The sequence below is a fragment of the Caballeronia sp. LZ062 genome (assembly GCF_031450785.1).
GTDB lineage: Bacteria > Pseudomonadota > Gammaproteobacteria > Burkholderiales > Burkholderiaceae > Caballeronia.
In genome coordinates this window covers 405,814-431,195 of the sequence record NZ_JARTWB010000002.1, presented here as the reverse complement: position 1 = coordinate 431,195, position 25,382 = coordinate 405,814, and the positions used below count along the sequence as shown (strand labels likewise).

At 63.2% G+C, this 25,382-nt stretch carries 19 protein-coding genes; 5 read left to right on the top strand and 14 right to left on the bottom strand.

Going from position 1 to position 25,382, the window contains the following annotated elements; translation table 11 throughout:
- Positions 1–40: 40 nt before the first annotated feature.
- The 9 genes from P9239_RS08020 to P9239_RS07980 form a co-directional block, all read right to left on the bottom strand.
- The gene (locus P9239_RS08020; RefSeq protein ID WP_309749970.1) at positions 41–1,357 is read right to left on the bottom strand and encodes a glycosyltransferase WbuB; all 1,317 of its coding nucleotides are present in this window, start codon (positions 1,355–1,357) and stop codon (positions 41–43) included.
- 171 nt (positions 1,358–1,528) lie between these two features.
- Entirely contained in the window at positions 1,529–2,668 is a 1,140-nt protein-coding gene (locus P9239_RS08015) for a glycosyltransferase family 4 protein (RefSeq protein ID WP_309749969.1), read from the bottom strand.
- A 35-nt stretch (positions 2,669–2,703) separates the two neighbouring features.
- Positions 2,704–3,660 carry a GDP-L-fucose synthase gene (locus tag P9239_RS08010; RefSeq protein WP_309749968.1) on the bottom strand — a complete coding sequence of 319 codons (957 nt, stop codon included), beginning with the start codon at positions 3,658–3,660 and terminating at the stop codon, positions 2,704–2,706.
- A gap of 3 nt (positions 3,661–3,663) precedes the next feature.
- Positions 3,664–4,782 (bottom strand): GDP-mannose 4,6-dehydratase, encoded by a 1,119-nt coding sequence (gmd, locus tag P9239_RS08005; protein ID WP_175944732.1) that lies wholly within the window; start codon positions 4,780–4,782, stop codon positions 3,664–3,666.
- A gap of 76 nt (positions 4,783–4,858) precedes the next feature.
- A complete protein-coding gene (locus P9239_RS08000) occupies positions 4,859–7,087 on the bottom strand; it encodes a polysaccharide biosynthesis tyrosine autokinase (RefSeq protein ID WP_309749967.1) in 2,229 nt (742 codons plus the stop codon).
- A 96-nt stretch (positions 7,088–7,183) separates the two neighbouring features.
- The gene (locus P9239_RS07995) at positions 7,184–8,338 is read right to left on the bottom strand and encodes a polysaccharide biosynthesis/export family protein (RefSeq protein WP_309753938.1); all 1,155 of its coding nucleotides are present in this window, start codon (positions 8,336–8,338) and stop codon (positions 7,184–7,186) included.
- A gap of 50 nt (positions 8,339–8,388) precedes the next feature.
- On the bottom strand, positions 8,389–9,768 hold the full coding sequence (locus tag P9239_RS07990) for an undecaprenyl-phosphate glucose phosphotransferase (protein WP_309749966.1): 1,380 nt from the start codon (positions 9,766–9,768) through the stop codon (positions 8,389–8,391).
- 119 nt (positions 9,769–9,887) lie between these two features.
- Entirely contained in the window at positions 9,888–11,384 is a 1,497-nt protein-coding gene (locus P9239_RS07985; protein WP_309753937.1) for a mannose-1-phosphate guanylyltransferase/mannose-6-phosphate isomerase, read from the bottom strand.
- A gap of 227 nt (positions 11,385–11,611) precedes the next feature.
- On the bottom strand, positions 11,612–12,625 hold the full coding sequence (locus tag P9239_RS07980; protein WP_309749965.1) for a helix-turn-helix domain-containing protein: 1,014 nt from the start codon (positions 12,623–12,625) through the stop codon (positions 11,612–11,614).
- Between the two features lie 1,152 nt (positions 12,626–13,777).
- Between P9239_RS07980 and P9239_RS07975 the strand changes: the two genes are divergently transcribed.
- Together P9239_RS07975 and P9239_RS07970 are read left to right on the top strand one after the other, a co-directional pair.
- On the top strand, positions 13,778–15,730 hold the full coding sequence (locus P9239_RS07975) for a hypothetical protein (RefSeq protein WP_309749964.1): 1,953 nt from the start codon (positions 13,778–13,780) through the stop codon (positions 15,728–15,730).
- A gap of 162 nt (positions 15,731–15,892) precedes the next feature.
- The gene (locus P9239_RS07970) at positions 15,893–16,345 is read left to right on the top strand and encodes a GDP-mannose mannosyl hydrolase (protein WP_244849145.1); all 453 of its coding nucleotides are present in this window, start codon (positions 15,893–15,895) and stop codon (positions 16,343–16,345) included.
- A 77-nt stretch (positions 16,346–16,422) separates the two neighbouring features.
- Here the strand turns inward: P9239_RS07970 and galU are convergent, their stop codons facing one another.
- Positions 16,423–17,379: a UTP--glucose-1-phosphate uridylyltransferase GalU gene (galU, locus tag P9239_RS07965; protein ID WP_309749963.1), complete on the bottom strand. Its 957-nt coding sequence runs from the start codon at positions 17,377–17,379 to the stop codon at positions 16,423–16,425.
- Positions 17,380–17,662: 283 nt separating this feature from the next.
- On the opposite strand from galU, the gene P9239_RS07960 reads away from it, so the two are divergent.
- From P9239_RS07960 to P9239_RS07950, 3 genes are all read left to right on the top strand, one after another.
- Positions 17,663–18,745, top strand: a complete 1,083-nt coding sequence (locus P9239_RS07960; protein ID WP_309749962.1) for a helix-turn-helix domain-containing protein — start codon at positions 17,663–17,665, stop codon at positions 18,743–18,745.
- Between the two features lie 40 nt (positions 18,746–18,785).
- The gene (locus P9239_RS07955) at positions 18,786–19,373 is read left to right on the top strand and encodes a phosphatase PAP2 family protein (protein WP_309749961.1); all 588 of its coding nucleotides are present in this window, start codon (positions 18,786–18,788) and stop codon (positions 19,371–19,373) included.
- A 98-nt stretch (positions 19,374–19,471) separates the two neighbouring features.
- Positions 19,472–20,395 carry a LysR family transcriptional regulator gene (locus P9239_RS07950; RefSeq protein WP_309749960.1) on the top strand — a complete coding sequence of 308 codons (924 nt, stop codon included), beginning with the start codon at positions 19,472–19,474 and terminating at the stop codon, positions 20,393–20,395.
- 19 nt (positions 20,396–20,414) lie between these two features.
- On the opposite strand, the gene P9239_RS07945 is transcribed toward P9239_RS07950, so the two are convergent.
- From P9239_RS07945 to P9239_RS07930, 4 genes are all read right to left on the bottom strand, one after another.
- Complete coding sequence (locus P9239_RS07945; RefSeq protein WP_309749959.1) at positions 20,415–22,301, bottom strand: nucleoside-diphosphate sugar epimerase/dehydratase; 1,887 nt, start codon at positions 22,299–22,301, stop codon at positions 20,415–20,417.
- Entirely contained in the window at positions 22,298–23,347 is a 1,050-nt protein-coding gene (locus tag P9239_RS07940; protein WP_404980062.1) for an MraY family glycosyltransferase, read from the bottom strand. The genes P9239_RS07945 and P9239_RS07940 overlap by 4 nt, the downstream gene beginning before the upstream one ends.
- Before the next feature lie 101 nt (positions 23,348–23,448).
- Positions 23,449–24,402, bottom strand: a complete 954-nt coding sequence (locus P9239_RS07935; RefSeq protein WP_309749958.1) for an SDR family oxidoreductase — start codon at positions 24,400–24,402, stop codon at positions 23,449–23,451.
- The gene (locus P9239_RS07930) at positions 24,399–25,247 is read right to left on the bottom strand and encodes a glycosyltransferase family 2 protein (RefSeq protein ID WP_309749957.1); all 849 of its coding nucleotides are present in this window, start codon (positions 25,245–25,247) and stop codon (positions 24,399–24,401) included. Before P9239_RS07930 ends, P9239_RS07935 begins: the two co-directional genes overlap by 4 nt.
- Between the last annotated feature and the right edge of the window lie 135 nt (positions 25,248–25,382).

Below are 25,382 nucleotides of genomic sequence, written 5' to 3'. Positions count from 1 at the left end.
GCGCGTCTCGAATGACGCGCAAGACGACCGGCAAGACTGCTCACTCGATCTTCTCGACCTGCGGCAGGATGGGTGCGCGCTCCGCGATACGCACGATGGAAATGTCGGCGGCATCGCTGATGCGGGTGTCGGCTATATCGCCGATCAGCGACTTGAGACGCTCTTCGAGCCGCGCGAACACCGACTGCGGCGACAAGCGCTCCTGCGCAAAGAGACGCCCTTCTTCGCCGTAACGCGCACGCAGCGCGGGATGGCTAACTAGCATCGTGATGGCATCCGTCAATGCCTCGACGCACTCAGGCGGGATGACCACGCCGCGCCCCGACACTGCTTCGTAAAGCTCGGTGCCCGGATGCGCCATCGCGACGACAGCGCGCGCACTCGCGAACATGCCCGTAAGTTTCGAAGGCATTACGAGGTCGGCCACGTCGCCACGTTGCGGCAGCACATGAATGTCCGCGAGATTCAGCAGTTCGTTGAGACGCTCGATGGGCTGCAACGAAAGGAAGCGCGTGTTCGGCAGATCGGCACAACGTTCTTGCAGTTTCGCCTTGGTTGCACCGTTGCCGCAAAACACGAACACGATGTCATCGCGCGCGGCGAGCGCGGCGGCGGCTTCGGCCAGGACTTCGAGTCCCTGCTTCGCGCCCATGTTGCCCGAATAGAGTACGACCTTCGTATGCTCGCCGATGCCGAGTTCCTTGCGGAAGCTGCTCGCGCCGTCGATCGGATAGATCGCGGTGGTATCGACCCAGTTCGGAAAGTGGAACGCTTTGGCAGGCGCGACGCCCTTCTTCACCGCACGTTCGACCATCTTGTCCGAGATCGACGAAACGACGTCGAACCGCTTCATCAGCCAGCGTTCGAACGCGAGCGCGCTCTTCGCGGCGCGTGCATTCTTGAGCAGGCCCAGATCGAACGCGGCATCTACTTCGAAATCCTGAATATGCAGCCATGATCGCGCACCGGTCAGGCGGGCGAGCGCAAGCGCGCCCGGCGCATTCATCAGGCTCGGCGCAATCGTCATCACGACATGCGGACGCCACAGCGCATGCGCGATGAGCGCAGGCAGCGACGCGAGCGCAAATGAGCCAAGATGCAGCATGCGCTTCGCGCCGCTCGGCTTCTTCGGCACCCATAGCGGCGCGCGCCACAGGCGCACGCCCTTGCGCGTTTCGAAGCGATGCCGCCAGCTCGCATAGCCATCGCCGATTTTCCATTCCGGATAGTACGGCGGCGCGCAAACGACGCGCACGTCATGCCCGTTCTGGGCCAACGCTTCCGCCATTTCCGCCGTGTATTTGCCGGTCCCCGTCAACTCGGGCGCATAGTTCAGCCCGTAGATCAGTATTCTCATGTGGTCCCTCGCCCGACAATCGCGCCCTGAGCCCCGAACGTGCCCTCTCGCCCGCAAAGCGCCAGCCATCGGGACGCGAAGACCGCGACCCAACGGCGTCTATCCCATCCTTGTTTCCTTCGTCCTCCTTGACGTCTTCCCCGTTGGAAATTTCCACGAACCAGCGAACCGTCAGCTCGTCAGCAACAACGCGCAACCCCGCGCGATGTTGGCCGCAGCCGAAGGCGGATCGAACCGCTGAATCACGTCCGTACAGCGTTTGGCGACGCCCGCCGTATCCGCGAACGCTTCGAGCGCCTTGAGCATCGTTCGATGCAGGCTCGCGACATCGCCTGCGGGGAACGCATAGCCCGACACGCCTTCGACGACCAGTTCCGGCACACAGCCGCAGCTCTCGCTCACGACCACCGGGCACCCATGACTCAACGCTTCGTTGGTCACGAGACCCCATGGTTCGCGCTTGCTCGGCAGCACCATGCAGGTGGCGCCGAAGTACTCGCGTGAGAGCGGCTCGTCCTGAAGGCTGCCCAGGAAGTGCACGGCGCCTTGCAGACCGGCTTCCGACACCTGCTTCTTCAGATCATCCCCGAGAGGACCGGTGCCAACTATGCGCAACTCCGCATTCGGCACGCTCTTTCTCAACTGCTTGAACGCATCGACGAGCGTATCGATTCCCTTCTCCGCCGACAGGCGTCCAACGAACAGAAACACCGGCTTGTTGCCCTGCCGATGCGCAAGGCGATCCTCGACTACCGTCTCGGGCGAGAACGAGCGCGGGAGCGCCGCGGCCTGGCACGGGATGAAGATCTTCTCCTGCTTCGCGCCGAGCGACATCAGATACTCGCGGCTGCGGGTGCCGAATGCGAAGTAGCCGTCGCACAGCGCAAAGAACACGCGCTTCGGAATGGACGTCAACATGCGGCGCGGGTTGTCGCGTCCCGTCGAATCGCAAAACACGGCGCGGCGCTTTCCCGTCACGATGCATGCTGCCATCATCGCCCAGTATTCGGGGCGGTGATAACCGGGGAGAACCACGAGATCCGACTTGGCCTTGAGCACTTCCCACACGAGGCGCACCGTCATGCGCCACGTCGGCACGTCTTCATAGCATCCGTTGTAGAGCTTCGTCATCGGATAGCGATGATACGAGTAGTCGACATCCGAGAAGCCGATGCGATCGTGCTCCGTGTCGGCGATCTGCACCATCGAATACCGGATCGATCCGGTCCCCGCGATGTTGTGCAGCGCCGACAGCACCGCCCCCTTGTGCCGCGACCACACGACGTTATGAAAGATGGTCACTGAAGACATTGTTATATTCCCTGCGTTTTGGATGCCGCGCGTTTTCAGGCAGCGACGGGCGCCGGCTGCATCGATGCGTAGCGATCAAGGAAGTCGCGGTAAGTCGCGCGGATGCCGTCTTCCAGCGCGATCGACGCCTTCCATCCCATGCCTTCGAGCTTCGAGACATCCAGCAGCTTGCGCGGCGTGCCGTCCGGCTTGCTTGCATCGAACACGAGCTCGCCCTCGAAGCCCACCACGCGGCATACCGTATGCGCGAGTTCGCCGATGGTCAGGTCATGGCCGACGCCCACGTTGAACACGCCTTCGTTCACGTCGCTTTCCATCAGGAAGGTCGCTGCGGCGGCGAGATCGTCCACGTGCAGGAACTCGCGGCGCGGCGAGCCCGTACCCCATACGGGCAGCGTCGCGTCGCCGCGCAGCTTGGCTTCGTGCGCCTTGCGGATGAGCGCAGGCAACACGTGGCTGCTCTTCAGGTCATAGTTGTCGTTCGGACCGTAGAGGTTCGTCGGCATGAGCGAGACGAAGTGCGTACCGTATTGACGGTTGTACGCCTCGCACATCTTGAGACCCGCGATCTTCGCGATGGCATACGCCTCGTTGGTCGGCTCAAGCGCGGATTCGAGGAGATACTCCTCCTTGATCGGCTGCGGGCACGCCTTCGGATAGATGCACGAAGACCCGAAGAACACGAGCTTCGAAACGTTCCAGCGGCAGGCCGCGTGAATCACGTTCGTTTCGATGGCAAGGTTCTCGTAGATGAACGAGGCGGGCATCGTCGAATTTGCGAGAATGCCGCCGACGCGCGCCGCCGCCAGGAACACGACGTCGATCTGCTCTTCTTCGAAGAACAGGTTCACACCGGCCTGATCGGTCAGATCCAGATGCGCCTTCGTGCGCGTCACGATGTTGTCGTAGCCGGCTTCGCTCAGACGGCGCACGAGCGCCGAGCCGACCATGCCGCGGTGTCCCGCGACGAAGATACGTGCGTGCTTGTTCATGGCTTACTCGTGATGTTCGAGAGCCTTGAAACCGGCGAGCGTCACGAGCGCGTCGCGACGGGCGATCTGATAGTCCGCGCGGACCATTTCCTTCACGAGGGATTCGAAGGACGTCGACGGCTTCCAGCCGAGCTTGTCGTGCGCCTTGGTCGGGTCGCCCAGCAACGTTTCCACTTCGGTCGGGCGGAAGTAGCGCGGATCGACCTTCACGATCACCTGGCCCGGCTTGAACTTGGTGTCGCGGTTGTCGATGCGATCGACGATACCCACTTCGTTCACGCCCTCGCCTTCGAAGCGAACGTGCACGCCGAGTTCGGCGGCCGCGTGCTGCACGAATTCGCGCACGCTGTACTGCACGCCCGTGGCGATCACGAAGTCTTCGGCTTGTTCCTGTTGCAGCATCATCCACTGCATCTCGACGTAGTCGCGCGCATGGCCCCAGTCGCGCATGGCGGACAGATTGCCGAGATACAGATCTTCCTGCAGGCCCACCGCCATGCGTGCAATGGCGCGCGTGATCTTGCGCGTCACGAACGTTTCGCCGCGCACCGGCGACTCATGGTTGAACAGTATGCCGTTGCATGCGTACATGCCATACGCTTCCCGGTAGTTCACCGTGATCCAGTAAGCGTAGAGCTTCGCCACGGCATACGGGCTGCGCGGATAGAACGGCGTGGTTTCGCGCTGCGGGATTTCCTGCACGAGACCGTACAGCTCGGACGTCGATGCCTGATAGAAGCGCGTCTTCTTTTCGAGGCCGAGAATGCGGATTGCTTCGAGAATACGCAGCGCGCCCAGGCCGTCCGCGTTGGCGGTGTATTCCGGCTCTTCGAACGACACGCCCACATGCGATTGCGCCGCCAAATTGTAGATTTCGTCGGGCATCACGCGCTGGATGATGCGCACGAGGCTCGTCGAATCGGTCAGGTCGCCGTGATGCAGGAACAAACGCTGGTCCGGATCGTGCGGATCGCGATACAGATGATCGATGCGGTCCGTGTTGAAGAGCGAGCTACGGCGCTTGATGCCGTGAACTTCGTAGCCCTTCTCGAGCAGCAGTTCAGCAAGATAAGACCCGTCTTGCCCCGTAATACCCGTGATCAAAGCAACTTTGCGGTCCATGTATAACCTCTTATTCTGCGGTCTGAAGTTGGCGCGCGGCGACGCGCCATCATTGTTATTTCTTTTTCTGCTCGCCTTATTCGGCGATGCTCTCGTAGCCGTAGTAGCCGGCGTAGGTGCTGCCCATCAAAATCTTCGATTGCGGAACGTCGGTCAGCAGCACGCCCTTCATGCTGACGCCGCCGTGATGCAGGCGCTTCATCGTCTCGCCGATTTCCTGCACCTGGTTCTTGCCATGCCGCACGACGAGCAGGCTCGTGCCCGCGTGCTTGCCGATGACCGTCGCGTCAGTGACAGCCAGCACAGGCGGCGTGTCGACGACAACGAGGTCATACATCTGCTTGAGTTGCTCCAGCACTTCGCCGAGACGATCGCTGGCGAGCAGTTCGGACGGATGCGACGGCAGCGAGCCCTTCGTGATGAGGTCCACGCCCGGCAGCACATCGTGCAGGATCGCGCTCGACACGTCTGCGCCCATCAGCACATCCGAGAGGCCCGGCGAATGACGCACGCCGAAGTGCGAATGGATGTCGCCGCGGCGCATGTCGCCATCGATCAGGAGTACGCGCTTTCTCGTCGATGCAACCAGCGTCGCAAGGTTCACCGACAGGAACGACTTGCCAGCTTCCGGACGCGAACCCGTGAGCATCACCACGTTGTTGCGCGCATCGGCCATTTGCAGTTGCAGCGACGTGCGCAGGCCGCGAATGCCTTCCACCGCTGCATCTTCCGGTGCCTGAGCGGCCAGAACGTGCAGACCTTCGCGACGCATGCCGACCTTGCGTTGCAGGCGCAGTTGCTGCGTGCTGCGCGGCACGATGGCGAACACACGCACGCCCAGTTGCTTCTCGATCTCTTCCGGACGCTCCACGCCGCCATACAGCGACTTGCGGATGAACGCGACGATCACGCCGAGCACGAGGCCCACGCCAGCCGAGATCAGGATCACGAGCAGACGCTTCGGACGCACGGGATCGTCGGCGGCTTGCGCGTAGTCCACCACGCGCACGTTGCCGATCTGACCTGCCTTCGCGATGCGCAGTTGCTGCGCGCTGTTGAGCAAGTTCGTGTACAGCTCGGTGTTCACCCGCACGTCACGCAGATAACGCAGCGCGGTCTGCTCGGTATCCGGCAGCGTCGAGACGTTCTTGCCGAGGCGCGTTTGCGCGCCGGTCAGCGATGCGATCTGCGCATCGAGTGCCTGCACCGAAGGATGGTTCGGCGTGAAGCGTTGCGACAGTTCCGCGCGTTGCTGTTGCAGGTCCGTGAGCTTCGTCTTGTTATCGACGATCTGTTGCAGCAACAGACGGCTTTCCTCGCTCAAGTCCACCGTGCCCTGGTGATTGCGGAACGTGTTGTAGCGTTGTTCGGCATCATCGAGCTGCTTCTTCAGGACAGGCAATTGCTGATCGAGAAACGCGAGCGTGTGTTCCGCTTCGGCCGAACGCTTGTCGGAATCCTGCTGCACGTAGCGGTTCGCGATGTTGTTGACGATCTGCGCCGCTTCCTTCGGGTTGCGCCCTTCCAGGCTCACGCTAATGATGCCGGATTGCAGCGCCGTTTCCGCAACCGTCAGACGCTGCTGAAGATTGTCGATGGTCGTGAGCGTGGAGAAGCGTTGCAGGTCGAAGTGCACGCCCGGCGCGCCGACCAGCTTGTCCACCTTCAGCTTGACCGGGCCATGGGCCGTCATGCCGGTGGCTTCCTCGCCGACCTTGCCCGTGAGCACCGCGACGCCTTCCGGATCCGTCAGCGCATACGTGCCGTCCTCGCCGGCAACCAGCGTGAACTTCTGGTCGTACAGTTCCTTCGGCGTGTCGAAGAGGGGCACGCTGATCTGCTCGTTGCCCCATGCGAAGCGCGACAGATAGCCCGCAGGCGGCGTCATGTTCAACATGGAGAACACGCTGCCGACCGCACCGCCGATCACCGGGATCGAATGCGGCACCGCGCTGATGTCGAGATGCAGGCGGCGCACCGTGTCGTCGACGACGAGGCGCGAGCGCAGCAGTTCGATCTGCGCAGCGGTGGTGGACTTCGCGTCGAACATCTGCGACACGGCTTGCACCGCGTTGACGTTCGCGTTGGCGTTGTTGTTCGCGTTGGTCTCTTCGACCTGAATGAGGGCGTCCGCTTTGTAGGTCGGCGGCGCGATGAATGCGTAGGCCGTCCCCAGCGCGACCACCGCGAGCATGACGACCGTCACGAGTTTCCAGTTGCCGAATACGGCAGCCAGATAGTCGGATAATCGCAACTCGTCGCCGGTCGAGACGTCCGAGTAGCGTGCATCAAAGTTCATGGCCATGGTCTCGCTCGCTTATTTCTTTGAATGTCGCACAAGGTCTCCGGCGCGCCCCTGCGCGCCGGTCATACTGCAAGAATCGAAGACTTGCTGTTACTTTTACTTCGTGATGACCGCTGCCGTCAGACCGGCGTTGATCGCCGGCAACAGCAGGTTCAGGACACGGCTGAAGCGGACGAGCCCGTTGTTGTCCACGTAGACCACGTCCTTCGGCTGCAGCTCGAAGCTGTTCGCAAGCAGCATGGACACCGGGGAACGCGCATCGAGCTTGTACACCTCGGGGTTGTCCGTCTGGCCGTTACGAATCACGTACAGCTCCTTCGGATCCGACGTCTCGGCGTTGAAGCTGCCGGCTTGCGAAATCGCGTCCGACAGCGTCAGCTTGCCGTTGCGCATCGGGATCACCGTTGCCGGCTTCGTCACTTCGCCCATCACGTACACGCCGTTGTCTTCGCGCGAATCGATGCGCAGTGCATCGCCGCCCTTCAACAGGATGTCCGCCGGGTTGCGGCCCTTCGCGGTCATCCCGGCGATGTTGATGTGATACGTCACACCATCACGGATAAGCGTGACACGACTTTGATCCGCCGTTGGTGCGAAACCGCCCGCACGGCCGATGGCTTCCGTCAGCGTCATCGGAATGTCGTTGATCTGCTGCGAGCCGGGCGTGCGCACTTCGCCATCGATGTAGACCTGTTGCGCACGGAACGATGCGACGCGCACCGTCAGCTGCGGCTTCACGAATACTTTGGACAACTCGTTATACAGCTCGCGCTGCACTTGCGATTCGGTCTTTCCCGCGACATGGATCGCGCGGTTGACGTACGGGAATTGCAGGTTGCCGTCGGCATCGACCACGAAGCCGGGCGCGGCATCCGCGGGACGCGTCTGCTGCGGCGGCTGGCCGACCGCGGCCACGAGTTCCGGGTGGTCCCACACGGTGATCTGCAGCACGTCGCCCGGCCCGAGCGTGTACGCACGCGCCTTGCCGTAGAGGCTCGCGTTCGGATCGACCGAGGTGGTCGGCTGCGCGGCCTTCATCTTGCGCACGAGCGAGAGATCGATCGGCGTGATCGGAATGTTCACGGCCGAGGTCGTTTCGCCCTGGTCGTTGGACGTTTCGGCGAGCGCCGCCGGCTTGTCCATGTGCATGCCCGGCGCGAGCGCGCAGCCCGCGAAGATGACGCAGAGTGAAGCGGCCGCTGCCAGGCTCGAGAGCCGGAAGACACCCGACACGTTCGTATTGGCGGCCATGGTTGTGGTGCCCGGTTGTTGTTGGTTGTGCATGATGGTCGTCCCCTGCATCAATATGCGTTGGTGTGGCGTAGTCCCTTGAAGATCGTAGCGGCGATGATTCTCATATCGAGTCCGAACGACCAGTTACCGAGGTAGTACAAATCGTGAGCGACGCGTCCTTCCATTTTTTCAATCAGATCAGTTTCCCCGCGAAAGCCGTTGACCTGGGCCCAGCCGGTAATGCCCGGCTTGATCCGGTAACGATGGATATACCCCGACACGACCTTTTGATACAGGTCGTCATGTTCCAGTGCGTGCGGACGCGGACCCACGACCGACATGTCGCCGAGCAGAACGTTGAAGAACTGCGGCAGCTCATCGAGGCTGGTACGGCGCAGGAATGCTCCGACACGGGTCACGCGCGGGTCGTTGCGCGTGGCCTGGCGAAGCACGCCGGCCTGTTCCGTATGCACACGCATGGAACGGAACTTGTAGATCTTGAAGACGCGGCCATCCGCACCCTTGCGACGTTGCTTGAAGAGCACCGGCCCGCGCGACGTGAGCTTGATTGCAATGGCAATTGCGATCAGCAACGGCGACACGGCGATGATCGCAAGCAGTGCGAACAGACGGTCGAAGATTTCCTTCTGCAACAGCGCGCTTTGCGACAGCGGCGAGGCCACGAGATTGATGGCCGTTTCGCCGAGCAGATCGGTCACGCCCGCTTCGAAGAGCGCGAGGCTGCGCACGTCTGGAATGAAGCGCACGTTGACGAGATCGTCGCGGAACTCGTTCACGAAGCGCAGGATGGTGCGCTCTTCCGACAGCGGCAACGCGAGCCACACCTCATGCACGTTCTGCGTACGCACGAAGTTCACGAACGCGTCGTGGTCTTCGTACACCGGAACGCGCGTGTTGAGCCGCCCCGCTTCCGGCGCCACGTTCAGCGCCGCGCTTGCACGGAAGCCCGAGTTCTTCGCGCGCTCCAGCTTCTTCACGATCGAGTTGCAATGCCTGCCGCAACCGACGATGGCCACCTGATGCAGGTTCATGCCCGCATTGCGCATACGCGCCAGCACTACGTGCATGACGAGACGGCCCGCGATCATGAGGCCGCCCGACACTGCCGTCCAATAAGCGAACCAGAGGCGCGACACGTAATCCAGGCGATGCAGCGAGAACATGAGCGCGAGCGCGCAGCCCTGCACCACCAGCCAGCCGAGCGACACCTGGCAGGCGAGCATGACCTTGCTGCGGCCGCGCCATGACTCATAGACCCCGAAGCCGGGAAAAAGCGCAAGCGAGAACGCCGCCGCGAACGCGACGAACGCTGCCGAATACGCATGTGCCTCTATGTACTCGAACCTGATCTGCGACGCCACCGCCGCGCCGCCGACGATCATGGCGACGTCGAACAGGCGCGCGAGCAACCCTTGTAAATCGCGCATGTCTCTTCCCCGAACGATTCAACTTGCTAACGGACTACGTTTGTCTCCTCCTCGCATGCCGGTCTTGGTGTGTTGCCTGCCGTTGCAAGAAAGCTGTCTCACTGCCCCCGAAGCGCTACTCAGTTGCGGCCGTACTTGTCGTCGAAACGCACGATGTCGTCCTCGCCGAGATAGCTGCCCGACTGCACTTCGATCATTTCGAGCGGCACCTTGCCCGGGTTTTCCAGACGATGCCGCACGCCGAGCGGAATGAACGTGGATTCGTTCTCGCTCAACAGGAACTCTTCTTCGCCGCGCGTGACGAGCGCCGTGCCGCACACGACGATCCAGTGTTCCGCGCGGTGATGATGCATTTGCAGCGACAGACGCGCGCCCGGCGCCACGACGATGCGCTTCACCTGGAAGCGGTCGCCATGCTCGATGGAATCGTAGAAACCCCACGGGCGGCGCACCTTTCGATGCGTGTCCGCTTCGGGCGCATGCTGCTCGCGGATGCGAGCGACGAGACCCTTGATGTCCTGCACGCGCGAACGGTCCGCGACGAGCACCGCGTCATCCGTTTCCACGACGATGATGTTGGTCGTGCCCACGCACGCGACGAGTCGTCCGCCTTCCGAGCGCGCATAGCTGGAGGTCGCGCCTTCGAACACCACGCGGCCGCTCGCCACGTTGCCCGAGTCGTCCTTGTCCATCGCGTCCCACACGGCGTCCCACGAGCCGAGATCCGACCAGCCCGCGACGAGCGGCACCACGACGCCCTGGCACGGCGCGTTCGACGTGCCGATGTGTTCCATCACCGCGTAGTCGATCGAATCGGACGGCGCGCGACCGAACTCGCTTGCATCCGGACGGAAGAACTTGCCGTCGTCCTTGCCTTCGCCGAGCGCCGCGCAGCAGGCCGCGTGCATGTCGGCGTTGAGCGTTTTCAGCGCAGTGAGCCACACGCTCGCGCGCACGACGAAGATGCCGCTGTTCCACCAGTACGTGCCTGCCGCGACGTATTGCGCGGCGACTTCGGCGGCCGGCTTCTCGACGAAGCGCTCGATCTCGTGCGCGCCGTTTTCCAGCGCATCGCCCAGGCGGATATAGCCGAAGCCGGTGTCGGGGCGCGTCGGCGGAATACCGAGCGTCGCGATCATGCCGCGCTCCGCGTAACCTGCCGCGATCTCGATCGCGCGATGCAGCGCCGGGATATCCGCGATCGAATGGTCGGCGGGCATCGCCACCATGATCGCGTCGCGGCCGTCCTTGCATGCGGCGAGCGCGGCGAGCGTGAGCGCGGGCGCGGTATCGCGGCGCGCGGGCTCGACGATGATCTGCGCGGTGACGCCGCTTTCGCGCGTCTGCTCTTCCGTCGTGAAGCGGTGTTCTTCGCCGCATACGATGATCGGCTCGGCGCTGACATCGAAGCCGCCCTTGAAGCCTTTCATGCGTGAAACCGTGGCCTGCAAAAGCGAGTCGCGGCCGACAATGCCGATCAACTGCTTGGGAAACTGTTCACGGGACATCGGCCACAGGCGCGTGCCCGAGCCGCCGGCGAGAATGACCGGCACGAGCCGGCGGCACGGCCCGGCCGTCATCGCCGAACCCGCCTCCACTTCGCTCCCGCCCACCATCACCTCACCTTCCGTGCGTGCCTCATTGCTCATCGTAGGACTCCTGCCTGCATGTTCGTGTGCGCGGCGCTGTCTGCCAGTTGCCGCCCGAGAATGATTGGGCCGCGGACCAAGATGGTCCGGCCAAATGTTCGACGCTTTGCGCCATCCCTGTCCGCTATCCCACATAGGGCGGCGCGCATTCTTGTGACCTTCGACCTTCTGTCTCCTGCCATGCCGTGCCGCGCTTAGCCGTTGGCTTCGCGCCGGCTCTGCATCCGGTATTCGGTCGGCGAAATCAGGAGACGCTTGCGGAAAATCTTGGCGAGCCGGTCGCCGTTGCCCATGCCGCTGCGGCGCGCGATCTTGTCCACCGGCAGTTCAGAGTCGGTGAGCAGCGCGCACGTCACGGCAAGGCGTGCCTGAAGCAAGTAATCCGATGGCGTGATGCCCATCTCGATCTTGAAGCGGCGCAGGAAGTTGCGCTCGCTCATCGCGGCGACCTGCGCGGCATCGACCACGGAGATGGGCCGCTCGCAGTTGTCCTGCAGCCAGCGCGCCGCCGCGCGAATCTTGTCGCCTGCGGATGCAGCGCCGCTGTCGCCGAGAATCGACACGAGCTTCGCGGCCGACCCCGGCATCAGACGTTCGGCGACACTGCGCGATACGTCGAGGCCGAGATCGCGCTTCACGATCATGAGCGCGCCTTTCATCGACTCGTAGCGGTCGCCGCCGTCGGCGGACTGATCGTCGCGCACGAGCTGGATCATCGCGTTGCCGTAACGCGCCTGCGCTTCGCCGCCAGCGTTGCCTGCGCACCCGATGCCCGCTGCCTCCAGCACCTTGCGGCCCTCGGAGATCGCCTTCACGACCGTGGTCTTCGTGTTCATGCGGCGCACCCATTCGACGATGCGCTCGTCCTTCGCCGCTTCTTCGGCGCCGCGGCCGCCCGCGACGAACAGCGCGTCGAAGCCGCCGTAGTGGCGCGCGTCGAGTCCGTCAGTCGAGACGCGTACCGACGAGGCGCAAGCCACGTTGCCGCCTTCGACCGACAGAAAGCGCACGTCGTAGGTGCATTCGGCGCGCGTCTTCAACGACGACAGTTCGTTCGCCATGTGAAAGACCTCGGCGACGATTCCCGCGCCCAGAAGCGAGAATCCGTCGAACAGCAGAATCGCGATGCGTTTCACCTCGACCTGCGACGGTCGTGGCGAGGGAGGCGTCCAACCCATGACAACGGGTTCGAGAGTGGCGTAAGGCATGGTCATCCTCTGCAGCTTTTGTTTCCAGGGTGCGGAAGAGTTACTCGGCCATTGCGTTGCATCAAGGCGTTTCCCGAACTTCGCCGGGTTGCCGTGACCGATGGGAACGAGAGTCTGGCGGAATCGGTCCGCTGGTGTGAATAATAAGCAGACAAAGTTTATTTGTGGGCTGATTTTCGCGCCTGAACGACAAAACCTGTCCCGATATGAGGGTGAGCGCACATTGATAACCCCTCTCGAATCCAGATGACCGTTTCATTCAAATCGAGAGCGGAAAAGAATTCCAGATTCATCATACAAACGGTTACACGATTGTTGGATAGAGCGCAAATACCGCTCTGTGCGATGCGCCACCCACGCGCCCCGAAAGCCTCACCGGGCGGTCGTGTGCGGCCTCACGGGGTATGCGCGGTCAAATCTGGCAGCGAAACTGATTCATCGATGAAACATCAGGCAGTATGACAGGCTGACGATGTATCGCTCGAAGCGGCAAATCCGTGTTTATGCCATCGCGGCGTTCCGAGATTGGAATGCGTCTGTATCACCGTGCATTTAATAAACCTTCGGAAGCGCCAGATTAATTCCGGACCGCTCTAAATAAACGGACATAATGAAAAAAGCTCACTCGTTAAAATATCCGTGGATTAATTATCGAACGACATAATCGTCGCGCGGGAATGGCCGTCTCATGCTGCGGCGCAAAACACAGCGGAAGCCCCAAAGCGGCGCGCGCACGGGTCTCGGCGGGCGGCTGTTTCCGCCAACGGCTAGTTGTTTGCGGCGGCGCACGGCAAAAGAATTAAATAGCTGACGAACACCTAACGCGCACTTCAAATCGTCGGGCGAAAGCGGATAGTTTGTCGGATGGATACGCACGTTATCGAAATGCCCAGAAAGTCCGCCTGCCGTTCGAGAAACCGTCGGTCAGGTTTTCCGACACGGCGCAATGCGAAGCAACGGGGTCGCGGCACGTCCTGTTTCACTTCTGATATGTGGTCGCACGCGAAAGGCACAGACGTGCGTTCGCGGTTCCGTATTCTTCCGACGAACGACACTTACGCGTGCGCGCGCGCACGGTCGCGCGGCAGTCGGGAGGCCATCGTTGCGCGATCTCCCGGCCGCAAGCCGCTCATTTGCCCGAACGTTCGTACGATGAACCCATATCCGCCCATGCATCGCCTCGCAATCGCGAGCGCCGCGCTTCTGTGCATCACCGGCTGCGACAAGGCTGCGTCCGACGAAGCCGCGGCGCAGAACACGCCTGCGGCGGTCGTCCAGCGCACGGCGTCGGATACGCCTCCGCTTCGGTGCGAGCCGCCCTCACCGCCCGTCAGTGCCTCGGCAGGCAGCAGCGCCAGCGCGGCGATCGAAGCCGATACGCCCGGCAGCGACGGCACGCGCATGTTCGCGCTGAACGCGCCGCTGCGCATCGCGATCACGACGCGCGCAGCCTCCGCCGACACGGTGAACTGGCAGATCCGCGACGCGTGGAACACGGTCAAGGCAAGCGGCCGCTTCGCCGTCGATGCGAGACCGGCGACGGTCTCGCTCACGTGCAGATCTCAAGCGGCGGGCTACTTCGCGGTGAGCGCATCGCTCGAATCGGGCAAGCGCGCATTGCCGATGCGCGGCACGCGGCCGGCCGGCATCGCCACGTTCGGCGTGCTGCCCGATGTGTCGCCGGCGCTGGCCGCCGTGACCTTCGCGCATCCGGACGAGCATCGCTTCGGCGGGCAGGGCGCCGCGTATCTGAAGCCGGGCGAAGGTTGCTGCTCGGGCGACGGCTATCGGCCGCTCTATCCCAACCTCGGCCTCACGTGGGTCAACGACAACCGCAACTGGTATATGACCGAAGAGAAAGGGCCGAACACCTTCGACGCATCGAAGGATAATCTCGCGCCCTTCTTCAAGCCCGGCGACCTGCTGCGCCTTATTCAGCTCGACGGTATTCCCGCATGGGCGAGCCCCACGAAGCAGACCACGCACAGCTACGCGCCCACGTCGCTCGATGCGTACCGCCACTACATGAAGCGCGTCGGCGAGGAATCGAACGCGGTGCTGAAGCGCTGGTTTCCTCGACAGTCACGCAACTACTATCAGGTGACGTGGGAGCCGGACTATGAAGGCGGCCTGCCCTGGCGCGACTCGGACGCCAATCTCGTGGCCATGTACAAGGCCACGCACGAAGCCATTCATGCGGGCGATCCCAACGGGGTCGTGATGGGTCTGACGCTCTCGAACCTCGCGTCGAATGCGGCATGGCTGAAGCGTCTCGCGCCGCTCGGCATCGGCAAGTATCTGGACGGCGTGAGCGCGCACGGCTATTACGACGTGGGCACGTCGCCGTCGCATCCGCCAGAACGTTTCGATGCGAACGCGGCGACCGCCGCCAAAGCGATGCCCGCCGCCATGCGCGAACTGCGCCGCACGATGAGCGAAGTCGTGAAGCCGGGCGCGAAGCTCTTCGTCACGGAAACGGGCGTGAGCTACGACATCGGCAGCAAGTACGGCGCCGATACGCCGAACTGGAACGTGCTGTACGCGCAAGGCGCGGTGGCCGCACGCACGCATCTGATGCTGCTCGGCGAAGGCGCGGACGTGAGCTTCGTTTTCTATGCCGCCGATCCGCCCGAAGTGGGCTACGGCGTGTTCTTCGATCTCGTCAACGCGCAAGGCGGCTACGGCCAGAAGGACATCAGCCCGAAGCCCGCCGCGATGGCCGTGGCCGCGATGACGCGCATCGTCGACGGTACGACCACGCTCGGCTATCTCAACGGCATGCCCAAGGGCGTCTATGCGTACGCATTTCAGCGTCTGAATGGCGGCAAGGTGGTCACGGCGCTTTGGACGCACAGCAACGCGTCGTGGCCTGGCGCGAACGGCTTCGACGCGTCGCATGCGGTGAACTACAGCCTCGCTGTCGATGTGCCGGGTAAGTCGGGAACGGTGACGGTGTTCGACATGATGGGCAACGCATCGACGCTGCCGTATAGCGACGGCCGCGTGGCGCTCAAGCTGACCGAAGCGCCGGTCTATGTGGTCTCCGTCAACGCCGATCTCATGCGCGCGAACGTTACTAAACCCGTGGGCTATGGAGCTCAATAACTCGATGGCACCACTAAGCGATCTTTAGTCGTTTAATACCAGTGCTGCGGCGGCCTGCCGCACGCACCCGCACGCTACACTGATCGCGCCGGGCTGACATGATTCAGCGGGGACCGGCAACAACATTCATAACGATTAAAGCAAATGACCAACGCAATGGCGATGTTGAGCGAAGCGGATTTCATGACAGTGGTTCGGCTTGCGCCGCTCGTCTCGATCGATCTGATCGTGACGGACGGCAACCGGCGCGTGCTCGTCGGGCAGCGGCGCAACCGGCCCGCGCAGGATACGTGGTTCGTTCCGGGCGGACGGATAGCCAAGGACGAATCGCTCGATGCGGCCTTCAGGCGCATCGTGCATAACGAATTGGGTGTCGCGAGTGCGGAGCGATCGTCGGCGCGCTTTTATGGCGTCTTCGAGCATCGCTACGATGACAATTTCGCGGGGACGCCGGGGTTCGGCACGCATTACATCGTGCTGGCTTACGCGATGAGCTTGAGCGGTTCGGTGCCGATCGGACGGTTCGATCAGCATAGCGGCTACGAGTGGCTGCTCGCGGATGAACTGCTGGCACGCGAAGACGTGCATGAGAATACGAAGGCGTATTTCCGGTAACTGCGTGCGGTAACTGTGCGGCAACTGCTTAACCGCTTCGAGGCGCGATCAGCGCCTCGAAGCGTATTCAACACGGCTTAGGCATCGACCGGGAGTTCGTCTTCGGCATCACCGGATTCGACATCGATCCGGTCGACCACCGGCTCGATCACCGGAGCCGGCGCCGGTGCGAAATGCGAGCGCAGATAGTCCGAGAATTCGTCGCGCACTTCGGGATGCCGCAGCGCGAATTCGACCGTCGCCTTCAAATAGCCGAGCTTGCTGCCGCAATCGAAGCGCTTGCCGCGATACCGGTACGCCAGCACTTGCTCCTGCGAAAGCAGCGTCTCGATTCCATCGGTCAACTGAATTTCGCCGCCTGCGCCGGGCTTTTGCGAGCGCAAAAATTCGAAGATGCGCGGCATCAGCACATAGCGGCCGACCACGCCGAAGTTCGACGGCGCGACTTCCGGGTCCGGCTTCTCGACCACGCGCGAGAGTTTGAACAGGCCGTCGTCCCAAGGCTTGCCCTCGATGACGCCATACGAGCGCGAATCCTTGCGGTCGATTTCTTCGACGCCGATCACCGACGAATGATAGTGATCGAATACCTCGACCATTTGCGCGAGCACGGGCGGCTGACCGTCGAGCAGGTCGTCCGCCAGCACCACGGCGAACGGCTCGTCGCCGACGAGCTTCTCCGCGCACAGTACCGCGTGGCCGAGACCCAGCGCTTCGGCCTGACGCACGTACATGCACGTCACATGGCTCGGCAGAATGCCGCGCACGAGTTCGAGCAGCTTTTCCTTGCCGCGCGCTTCGAGCTCGGCTTCGATCTCGTAGGACTTGTCGAAGTGATCTTCGATTGCGCGCTTGCTGCGCCCCGTGACGAAGATCATCTCGGTGATACCCGCGGCCATCGCCTCTTCGACCGCGTATTGAATCAGTGGCTTGTCCACCACCGGAAGCATTTCCTTCGGGCTCGCCTTCGTTGCGGGAAGGAAACGCGTGCCGAGGCCCGCCACCGGAAATACCGCCTTGCGCACTTTAAGCATCGGCTCACCTTATTGAATAGTTGTAGGAGGCGAACGCGACGCCGTGTAAGCATGTGCGGCCGCCTCTTCTTGTAGTCGCAGTCGTCCGATTTCATCAGACGACACGAGTTGCGTCAGCTTATTCCCGCGATATCGAAATCATCTGCCAACACATCGTCATTTTCAGACTCGCGGCGCGGCGACTGTTCGCTGCCGCGTATAGTGCGTCGCATGTGTGCTTACTTTTCCCGCTTTCGACGTTCTTTCGAACAAAGGGGATGACAGGGAAAAAGGGAGAAAGTCGATGGTGTACGCCAATGGTACGGGAAGGCTGCAAGCGGTGCGCTCGCCCGAACGTGAAGCGCCGTCCGCCGACACGGCAAAGCGGATCGGCATTCTGATCTTCGAGGACTTTTCGCTCGTCGAGGTCAGTTCGATTTCCGAGGTCTTCTCGCTCGCGAATCAGGTGCGTCTGTCCTCTGCGGGCGTCGAACGTGGCGAGCCGCACGCATTCGCCGCGCGAACGCCGAACTATTCGCTGCAGTTCGTGTCAAGCGTGGGAGGCAGCATTGCAAGCAGCTGCTCCATGCGCATCTGGACCGAAAGCATCGAAACGCGCTGGATGAACGAGTGCGATGCGCTTTTCATCGCGGGCGGCGCAGGTGCGCGGCAGGCACGTCAGGACGCGCTCCTGAGGAAGCAGTTGGGCCGCGTCGCGCCGAAGATTCCGTTCATCAAGGCCATCGGCGAAGGCGCGCATATTCTCGCGGCGGCGAATCTCACGTTGCAGAACCGCTCGCTCGATTTCAGCGAGCAGCCGGGCGCGCAGGCGCTGTCGTCGGCGCTGTCGCCGGCGTTATCGAATGCGCTGTGCATCGCCGAGCAGACGCTCACGCTCGACGATCCGAAAGGCCCGATTGCGGCGGCGCTCTCGCTGGTCAAGCGCGATTACGGCGCGGCTGTTGCGCGTGAAGTGTCGGAGCGGTCCATTCCGGGCGCATGGCAGAAGCTCGCCACCGTGCTGGACGACACCGACAGCGTGGGCGTGCGCCAGAAAATCGACGCCGCCGCGCGCTGGATTCGCGAGAACTACGTGAAGCCGATCTCCATCACGGATGCGGCGCGCGTCGCCGCGATGAGCGAGCGCAACTTCCTGCGCCGCTTCAAGGCGCAGATCGGGCTGACGCCATCGGAATACTTGTTGCGTGCGCGTCTGGATGCAAGCTGCATGCTGCTCGCCGCGACAGACTTGCCCGTGGATAAGATTGCGCGGCGCTGCGGCGCGGGCAGCGGCGACGGCCTCGCGAAGATTTTCCGCAAGCGGCTTTCCATTTCGCCGACCGAATATCGGCTCGCCGGCCGCAGAAAGCAGGCGGACAGTTCATAACGACAATCGTCACATCGACGGATACCTAAAACGGATACGTATGCAAGAACGGGTACTGTGGATTTTTTCGAATCTCGGGGATGCGGCGCTTTTACTGCCGCTCGCGTTGGTCTGCGCGCTCTGGCTGCGCTCGGTGGACATGCGCCTCGCCGTGCGCTGGGCCGTGCTGCTCGGCATCGGAATGGGTCTTGTCGGACTCTCCAAGATTCTTTATGCGGGCTGCGGACTGGAATTGTCCGCGGTCAATTTCCGCATGATCAGCGGCCACACCATGCTCGCCGCGTCCATCTACACGGTCGCGGGCGGCCTGCTCGCGGGCAGCCTCGGCGGATGGTGGTATCGGCTGGGCGCGGCGGGCGGTCTCGGGCTCGCGGCGCTGATCGGCGCGAGCCGCATCATTCAGGACGCGCACACGCCGAGTGAAGTCGTCGTGGGCTGGCTGCTCGGCGCGGCCATCGCGGCCATGCTGCTCGTGCGCGTGTTCGAGCAGCCGCGCAAGATGCCGCGCGCCGTCGTGGCGGGCGTCGGACTGCTGGCGGTGTCGTCCATCGCTTACGGGCATCACGCGCCGTTTCAGCGGCTGATCGAGCATTACTCGTGGTGGCTGTGCAAGGGGCTCGGCCTTTGACGCAATAGCCGGCGCTGCCGTTCTTCGCGCGCACGAAGCGATCCCAAGTATGATCCTCGCTTGATCGCAGGCTCATATTCACGATTCGGGATCTCGGGATGGACCGCTTCCTTGCAATGAAAGTGTTCGCGCGCGTGGTCGAGGCGGGCAGCTTTTCCAAAGCCGCCGACGCGCTTCGCCTGCCGCCCGCGAGCGTGTCGCGCACGCTGCAGGCGCTCGAGGCGCATCTCGGCGCGCGCCTGCTCAATCGCACGACGCGCAGCATCAGCATCACGGAAGACGGCGAAGCCTATTACGAGCGATGCGTGCGCGTGCTCGGCGAAGTGGACGACATGGAAGCGTCGCTTTCGCATTCGAAGCTGAGTCCCAAGGGCAACGTCAAGGTGAGCCTGCCGCAAGTGATGGCGAAGAACACCATCATTCCCGCGCTGCCGGAGTTTTTCGCGGCGTATCCGGACATCGGCATCGAACTCGTGCTCACGGACCGGCAGGTCGATCTGGTCGAAGAAGCCGTCGATTGCGTCGTGCGTGTGGGCGCGATCGGCGATGTCGGACTGGTGGCGAAGCGCATCGGCGCTTATACGCAGATCACGTGCGCATCGCCGGGCTACATCGAGCGATACGGCGAGCCGCGCACGCTCGACGATCTGGAGCGGCACCTGGCCGTGGGCTATGTGCTCAACAAGTCGGGACGCGTGCGCAACTGGGAATTCATCGTGGACGGCGAAGCGCGCACCGTCGCGCTCAAGTACAAGATCGCCGTCGACGACGCCGATTCGTATATCGCGTGCGGCCTGTCGGGACTCGGGCTGATTCAGAGTTCGAGCTATACGCTCGATCCGCATTTGAGAAGCGGCGCATTGCGGCGTGTGCTGACGGAGTATCCGGCCCAGCCGCGCGTGGTGTCCGTGCTGTACGCGGCGAATCGGCATCAGCCGCGGCGCGTGCGCGTGTTCATCGACTGGGTCGCCGAGTTGTACGCGCGTCTGCCGACGTTTCAGGAGAGCGATACGCGGGCGTGACGACGAGCGGCGACTGCGCCTAGTTCGCCGCCTTTGCCTTCGTCACCGGCACGCTTTGCAGCACCGGCGCCACGGCCGTCTGGTATTCGGGCACCCATCGGCGCAGATCGCGCCGCACTTCGTCGTCCGACAACACGCGATGCTGCATGAGCCACGGCAAGAGTTCGTCGATGAACCCTTCCGGCACGCCCCGCGCCTGCGCGATCCGCAATTTCGGATGCGGCGTGCGCGTGGTGGTTTCGTCGTCGGCGAGGAGTTCTTCGTAGAGCTTCTCGCCGGGTCGCAAACCCGTGAACACGATGCGAATCTGCTCCTCGCTGAAGCCGTAGAGCCGAATCAGATCGCGCGCGAGATCGACGATTCGCACCGGCTGCCCCATGTCGAGAATGAAGATTTCGCCGCCGCGCCCCATGCTCGATGCCTGCAACACCAGTTGCGCGGCTTCGGGAATCGTCATGAAAAAGCGCGTGATTTCCGGGTGCGTGACCGTGACCGGCCCGCCCTTCGCGATCTGCTGCTGGAACTTCGGGATCACGCTGCCCGCGCTGCCGAGCACGTTGCCGAAGCGCACGGTTTCGAACTGCGTGCGCGGCGCGGTTTGCTGCAACGCCTGACACGTCATCTCGGCCAGGCGCTTGCTCGCGCCCATCACGTTAGTCGGATTGACGGCCTTGTCGGTCGAAATCAACACGAAATGGCGCACGTCGTGACGGATCGCGGCGCGCGCGACGCGCAGCGTGCCCAGCACGTTATTGCGCACGGCCTGCCACGCGTTCTGCTCTTCCATCAGCGGCACGTGCTTGTACGCCGCCGCATGAAACACGATATGCGGCGTGAAGCGCGCCATCGTCTGATCGAGCAGGAGCGAATCCTTCGCGTCGCCGACCACGGGCACCACGGAGAAATCCGGAAACTTGTCATGCAGTTCTTCGATCAGGCGATACATCGCGTATTCGCTCAGATCGTAGGCCACGAGTTGCGCCGGCGAAAAGCGCAGAATCTGCCGGCACAGTTCCGAACCGATGGAACCGCCCGCGCCCGTCACCATCACGACGCGCCCGTGCAGCAGTTGCTCCACATGCGGCATGTCGATCTTCACCGGCTCGCGGCCGAGCAGATCTTCGAGGTCGATCTGCCGCACGCGCGACAGAAACCCGCCCTCGCCTTGCGTCAACTGATTGAGCGCGGGCAGCACCATGACTTTGACGCCCGCGCGCACGCAGAGCGTCGCGACGCGCCGCTGTTCGTCGACGGATGAAGACGGTATCGCGATGATCGCGTAGTCGGTCTTGTACTGCTCCGCAACTTTCGACAAGTCGCTGAACGAGCCGAGCACCTTGTGGCCGAGCACTTCGCGGCCTTGCTTGGCGGGATCGTCGTCGAGCAGGCCGACAAGACGCCATTCCGACGACCGCGCGAGTTCGCGCGCCAGCATGGCGCCCGCCGTGCCCGCGCCGAGCACGATGACGGGCTTGCCCTGCCCGACGAGGCCGCCGTACAGATAGAACTCCTTGCTCGCGCGATACAGCGCCCGCGCGCCGCCCATCGCCAGAAACAGCAACAGCGGCGCGACGATCAGGACTGAGCGCGGAATAACGGGCGTGGGCTGCGCCATCACCGCGCCGATCATCACGACGAGCGCGCCGACCACCACCGACTTCGAGATGCGCATTAGATCGGGCAGGCTCGCGAACACCCACATGCCGCGATACAGCCCGAAGACGCGGAACATGACGCCGTACACGGGCAGCACCCACGTGAGCGCGACGAGCGCGCCGTGCCGGAAGTCGTGCGGCACCGTGCCGTTGAAGCGGATCAGATAAGCTGCCAGCCAGGTGCCTGCGACCGCGCACAGGTCGAACGTGAAGGCGCCTGCGGAAAGCCATGAAGCTTTATATCGAATCATCCGCGACTACCTCGAGATTGTTCGGTCGGCAGCGCCACGTGGCGCCGCCAGCATGCATCGACTGCGAGTCCAGCGACCACGAATACGACGGCCCAGGCCGCAACCGCGGTCCACTGCGCCACCGGCGAAAGCGCGAGCGCCCAGTTGGCGAGCACCACGCCCGCCAGCATCAACGCGTACCACATGAGCGCCGTGCGCGCGTGACCGGCCCCGAGCCGCACCATGCGCTGATAGTAATGCTCGCGATGCGCCTGCCAGAACTTCTCGCCACGCGCGAGCCGCCGCAGCAGCGTGACCGATGCATCGCCGATGAACGGTGCGAACACGAGCGCCGGAAACCAGACCGGCCACGTGCCCTTCAGCCAGCCCCAGTAGCCGAGCGCCCCTGCCAGGAATCCTAGAGGAATGGACCCCGAATCGCCTAGAAATATTCGTGCCGGATGAAAGTTGAAGAGCAAGAAGCCCGCCGCCGCGCCCGCGACGGCTGCGCTTGCAACGCCGAGATCGATCTGCGGCACCGGACCGGACAGCGCCGCGACTGCGTAGCCGCCGAAGCCGAAGAGCGCCATGCCGCCCGCGAGCCCGTCCGAACCGTCCATGAAGTTGTAAAGATTGACGAGCCAGACCATCAGGAAACCGACCGCCGCCAGCGCCCACCACGGCACGGGAGCCGGATTCAGCGCGATCAACAGCGCGACGGCCACGACGTGCGCCCCGAAACGCACACGCGCGGGCAAGCCGCGGCGGTCGTCGATCTGCGACACGGCGGCAAGTGCGGCGGCGAGCAGCGCAGCCAGCCAGATCGACGGCGTGAGCAGCAGCATCGCGATGACGGCGACCGGCACGATGCCCCATCCGCCGACACGCGGCGTCGGACGCGTATGGAGCGAACGGTCGTTCGGAATGTCGGTGGCAAGCCGCCACGCGAGACCCGTGCGCAGCAGCGCGAACAGGATCAGCGCGCACACGCCGAGCGACGCAGCCGCGACCCAGGCGGCCGACATCCACGGCGAATGAACGAGGAACGGAAACAGCGAGGCACTCATTTCCCGATTGGCCTTGTGTACGTTTTTTTTAAGCTAGAGCCGATAATGCCGGTTTCGCGCTGACCCGCGTGTTACCGCCACTTATCGGTTGTTACCGGACGTTAAGCCGTCGTCCTTGCCGCACTTTGCTCCAAAAACCACTCGGCGGTGGCGGCGAGACCCGCATCCAGCGAGTACGAGGGGCGCCAGCCTAGCACATCGCGGATATGGGTCGAATCGACACGCAGGCTGCCCGTCAACCGCTCGATTTGCGCCGTCTTGCCCGTGAGCCGCCCGGCCGCCTGCAACAGGCCGACGGGCACCGGCAACAGACGCGCGGGCCGCTTCAGATGATGCCCGAGGCGGCGCGCGAGTTCGGCCACGCCGGGGTCTTCGCCATCGGTGACGTGGAAGATCTGGTTAGCCGCGCGCGGATTCGTCGCGCATTCGACGAGCGCGCTCGCGAGGTTATCGACGTAGACGAGACTTCTTCGCGCCGTCACCGCGCCGATGGGCAGCGGCACGCCCTTCGCGATCGCCCGCATGAGCGCCAGAAAGTTGGCGCGCACGTCGGGTCCGTACACGAGCGGCGGACGCGCGATCACGATTTCCAGCCCGGTGCGCGCACCGAACTCGCGAAGACTCACTTCGGCTTCCGCTTTGGAGACGCCATACGCGTCCGGCGGACGGCGTTCGTCAGTCTCCTTCAGCGCCTCGCCGTGGTCGAATTCCGCGAGCGCCTTGATGCTGCTCACGAACACGAAGCGCGTCGCACCGGCGCGACGCGCGGCGTCGGCGACCTTCAGCGCGCCGTCGACGTTGACCGCGCGAAAGGCGGCGAGCGGATCGGCGGCGGCGTCGCGCATGACGTGCACGCGCGCGGCGAGATGAATCACCGAATCGCAGCCTTCGAAGACGGCGGGCGTGATCGCGTCGAGCGAAGGAACCTGCACGGTCCGCGGGCCCGCATTCTGGCGGACGATGCCAAGCGGCTCCTTGCCTGCGTCGATCAACGCACGCGTGACCGCACGGCCGACGAAGCCGTTCGCTCCCGTCACGGCGATACGCCCGGTCATAGCCATTTCCAGCCGAAGCGGTTGAAGAACTTGTACGCCGACGCGATGAAGAGCTTGATGTGCGTCCAGCCCTTGCCGGCCGCGTCGCCGCCGTGATGCAGCACGCGCACGGACGGCACGTAGGCCACGCGCGCCACGTCGTGCGTGCGCAGGCTCAGGTCGTAGTCTTCGAAGTAGAGGAAGTAGCGCGGATCGAAGCCGCCGAGCTTTTTCAGGACTTCGGTGCGAAACAGCATGAAGCAACCGCTGACGATGGGCGGTTCCCACACGACGTCTTTCTCGCCGATGACGTCGCGCATTTCGTATCTCGCGAGCCTGTGTTGAAACGGCTTTCGCAGGCTGCGCGGAAGAAAGCCGCGGATGAAGAGGTCGAACACCGTGGGATAGCGGCGGCAGAGGTATTGCCGGCTGCCGTCGTCTTCGATGATCTGCGGCGAAAGAAGACCGACGTCCGGGTGCGCGTCCATGAAGGCGAGCGCGTGGGCGAGTGCGTCGCCGTCCAGTTCGATGTCGGGGTTCAGAATCAGGTGATAGCGGCTCGCCGCCCGCTCGATGGCCAGATTGTGGCCGCGGCCGTAGCCGACATTGCCCTGGCCTTCGATTATGTGCGTCTCGAGCGCAGCTTCGCCGGCAAGCGCAAAGAGGTCGAATCCATCGTCTGTTCCGTTGTTGATGAGATACAGCGGCGCGGAGGCGCCGTGATCGGCAAGCGGCAGACAATGCAGCGCCTCATCGAGCGTACGAAGCGTGCGTTCGAGAAGCTGCCGATGCGGGCGATAGACGACGAGGGATACGCTGATCAATTGAATCGAGCTTGCGTTGGCGGATTGGGCGTTCAACTGCATTCTTAATGACTGGTTCTGACTTTGCGGCATGTTTTGTCGGACGACGCATCCGGCATTTTCCCCGAAATGAACCGCTTGTAGGAAAGATTCGACAATTTGCGCTATTGCCATGACGCGTTCGTTCCGGCGTGGCGG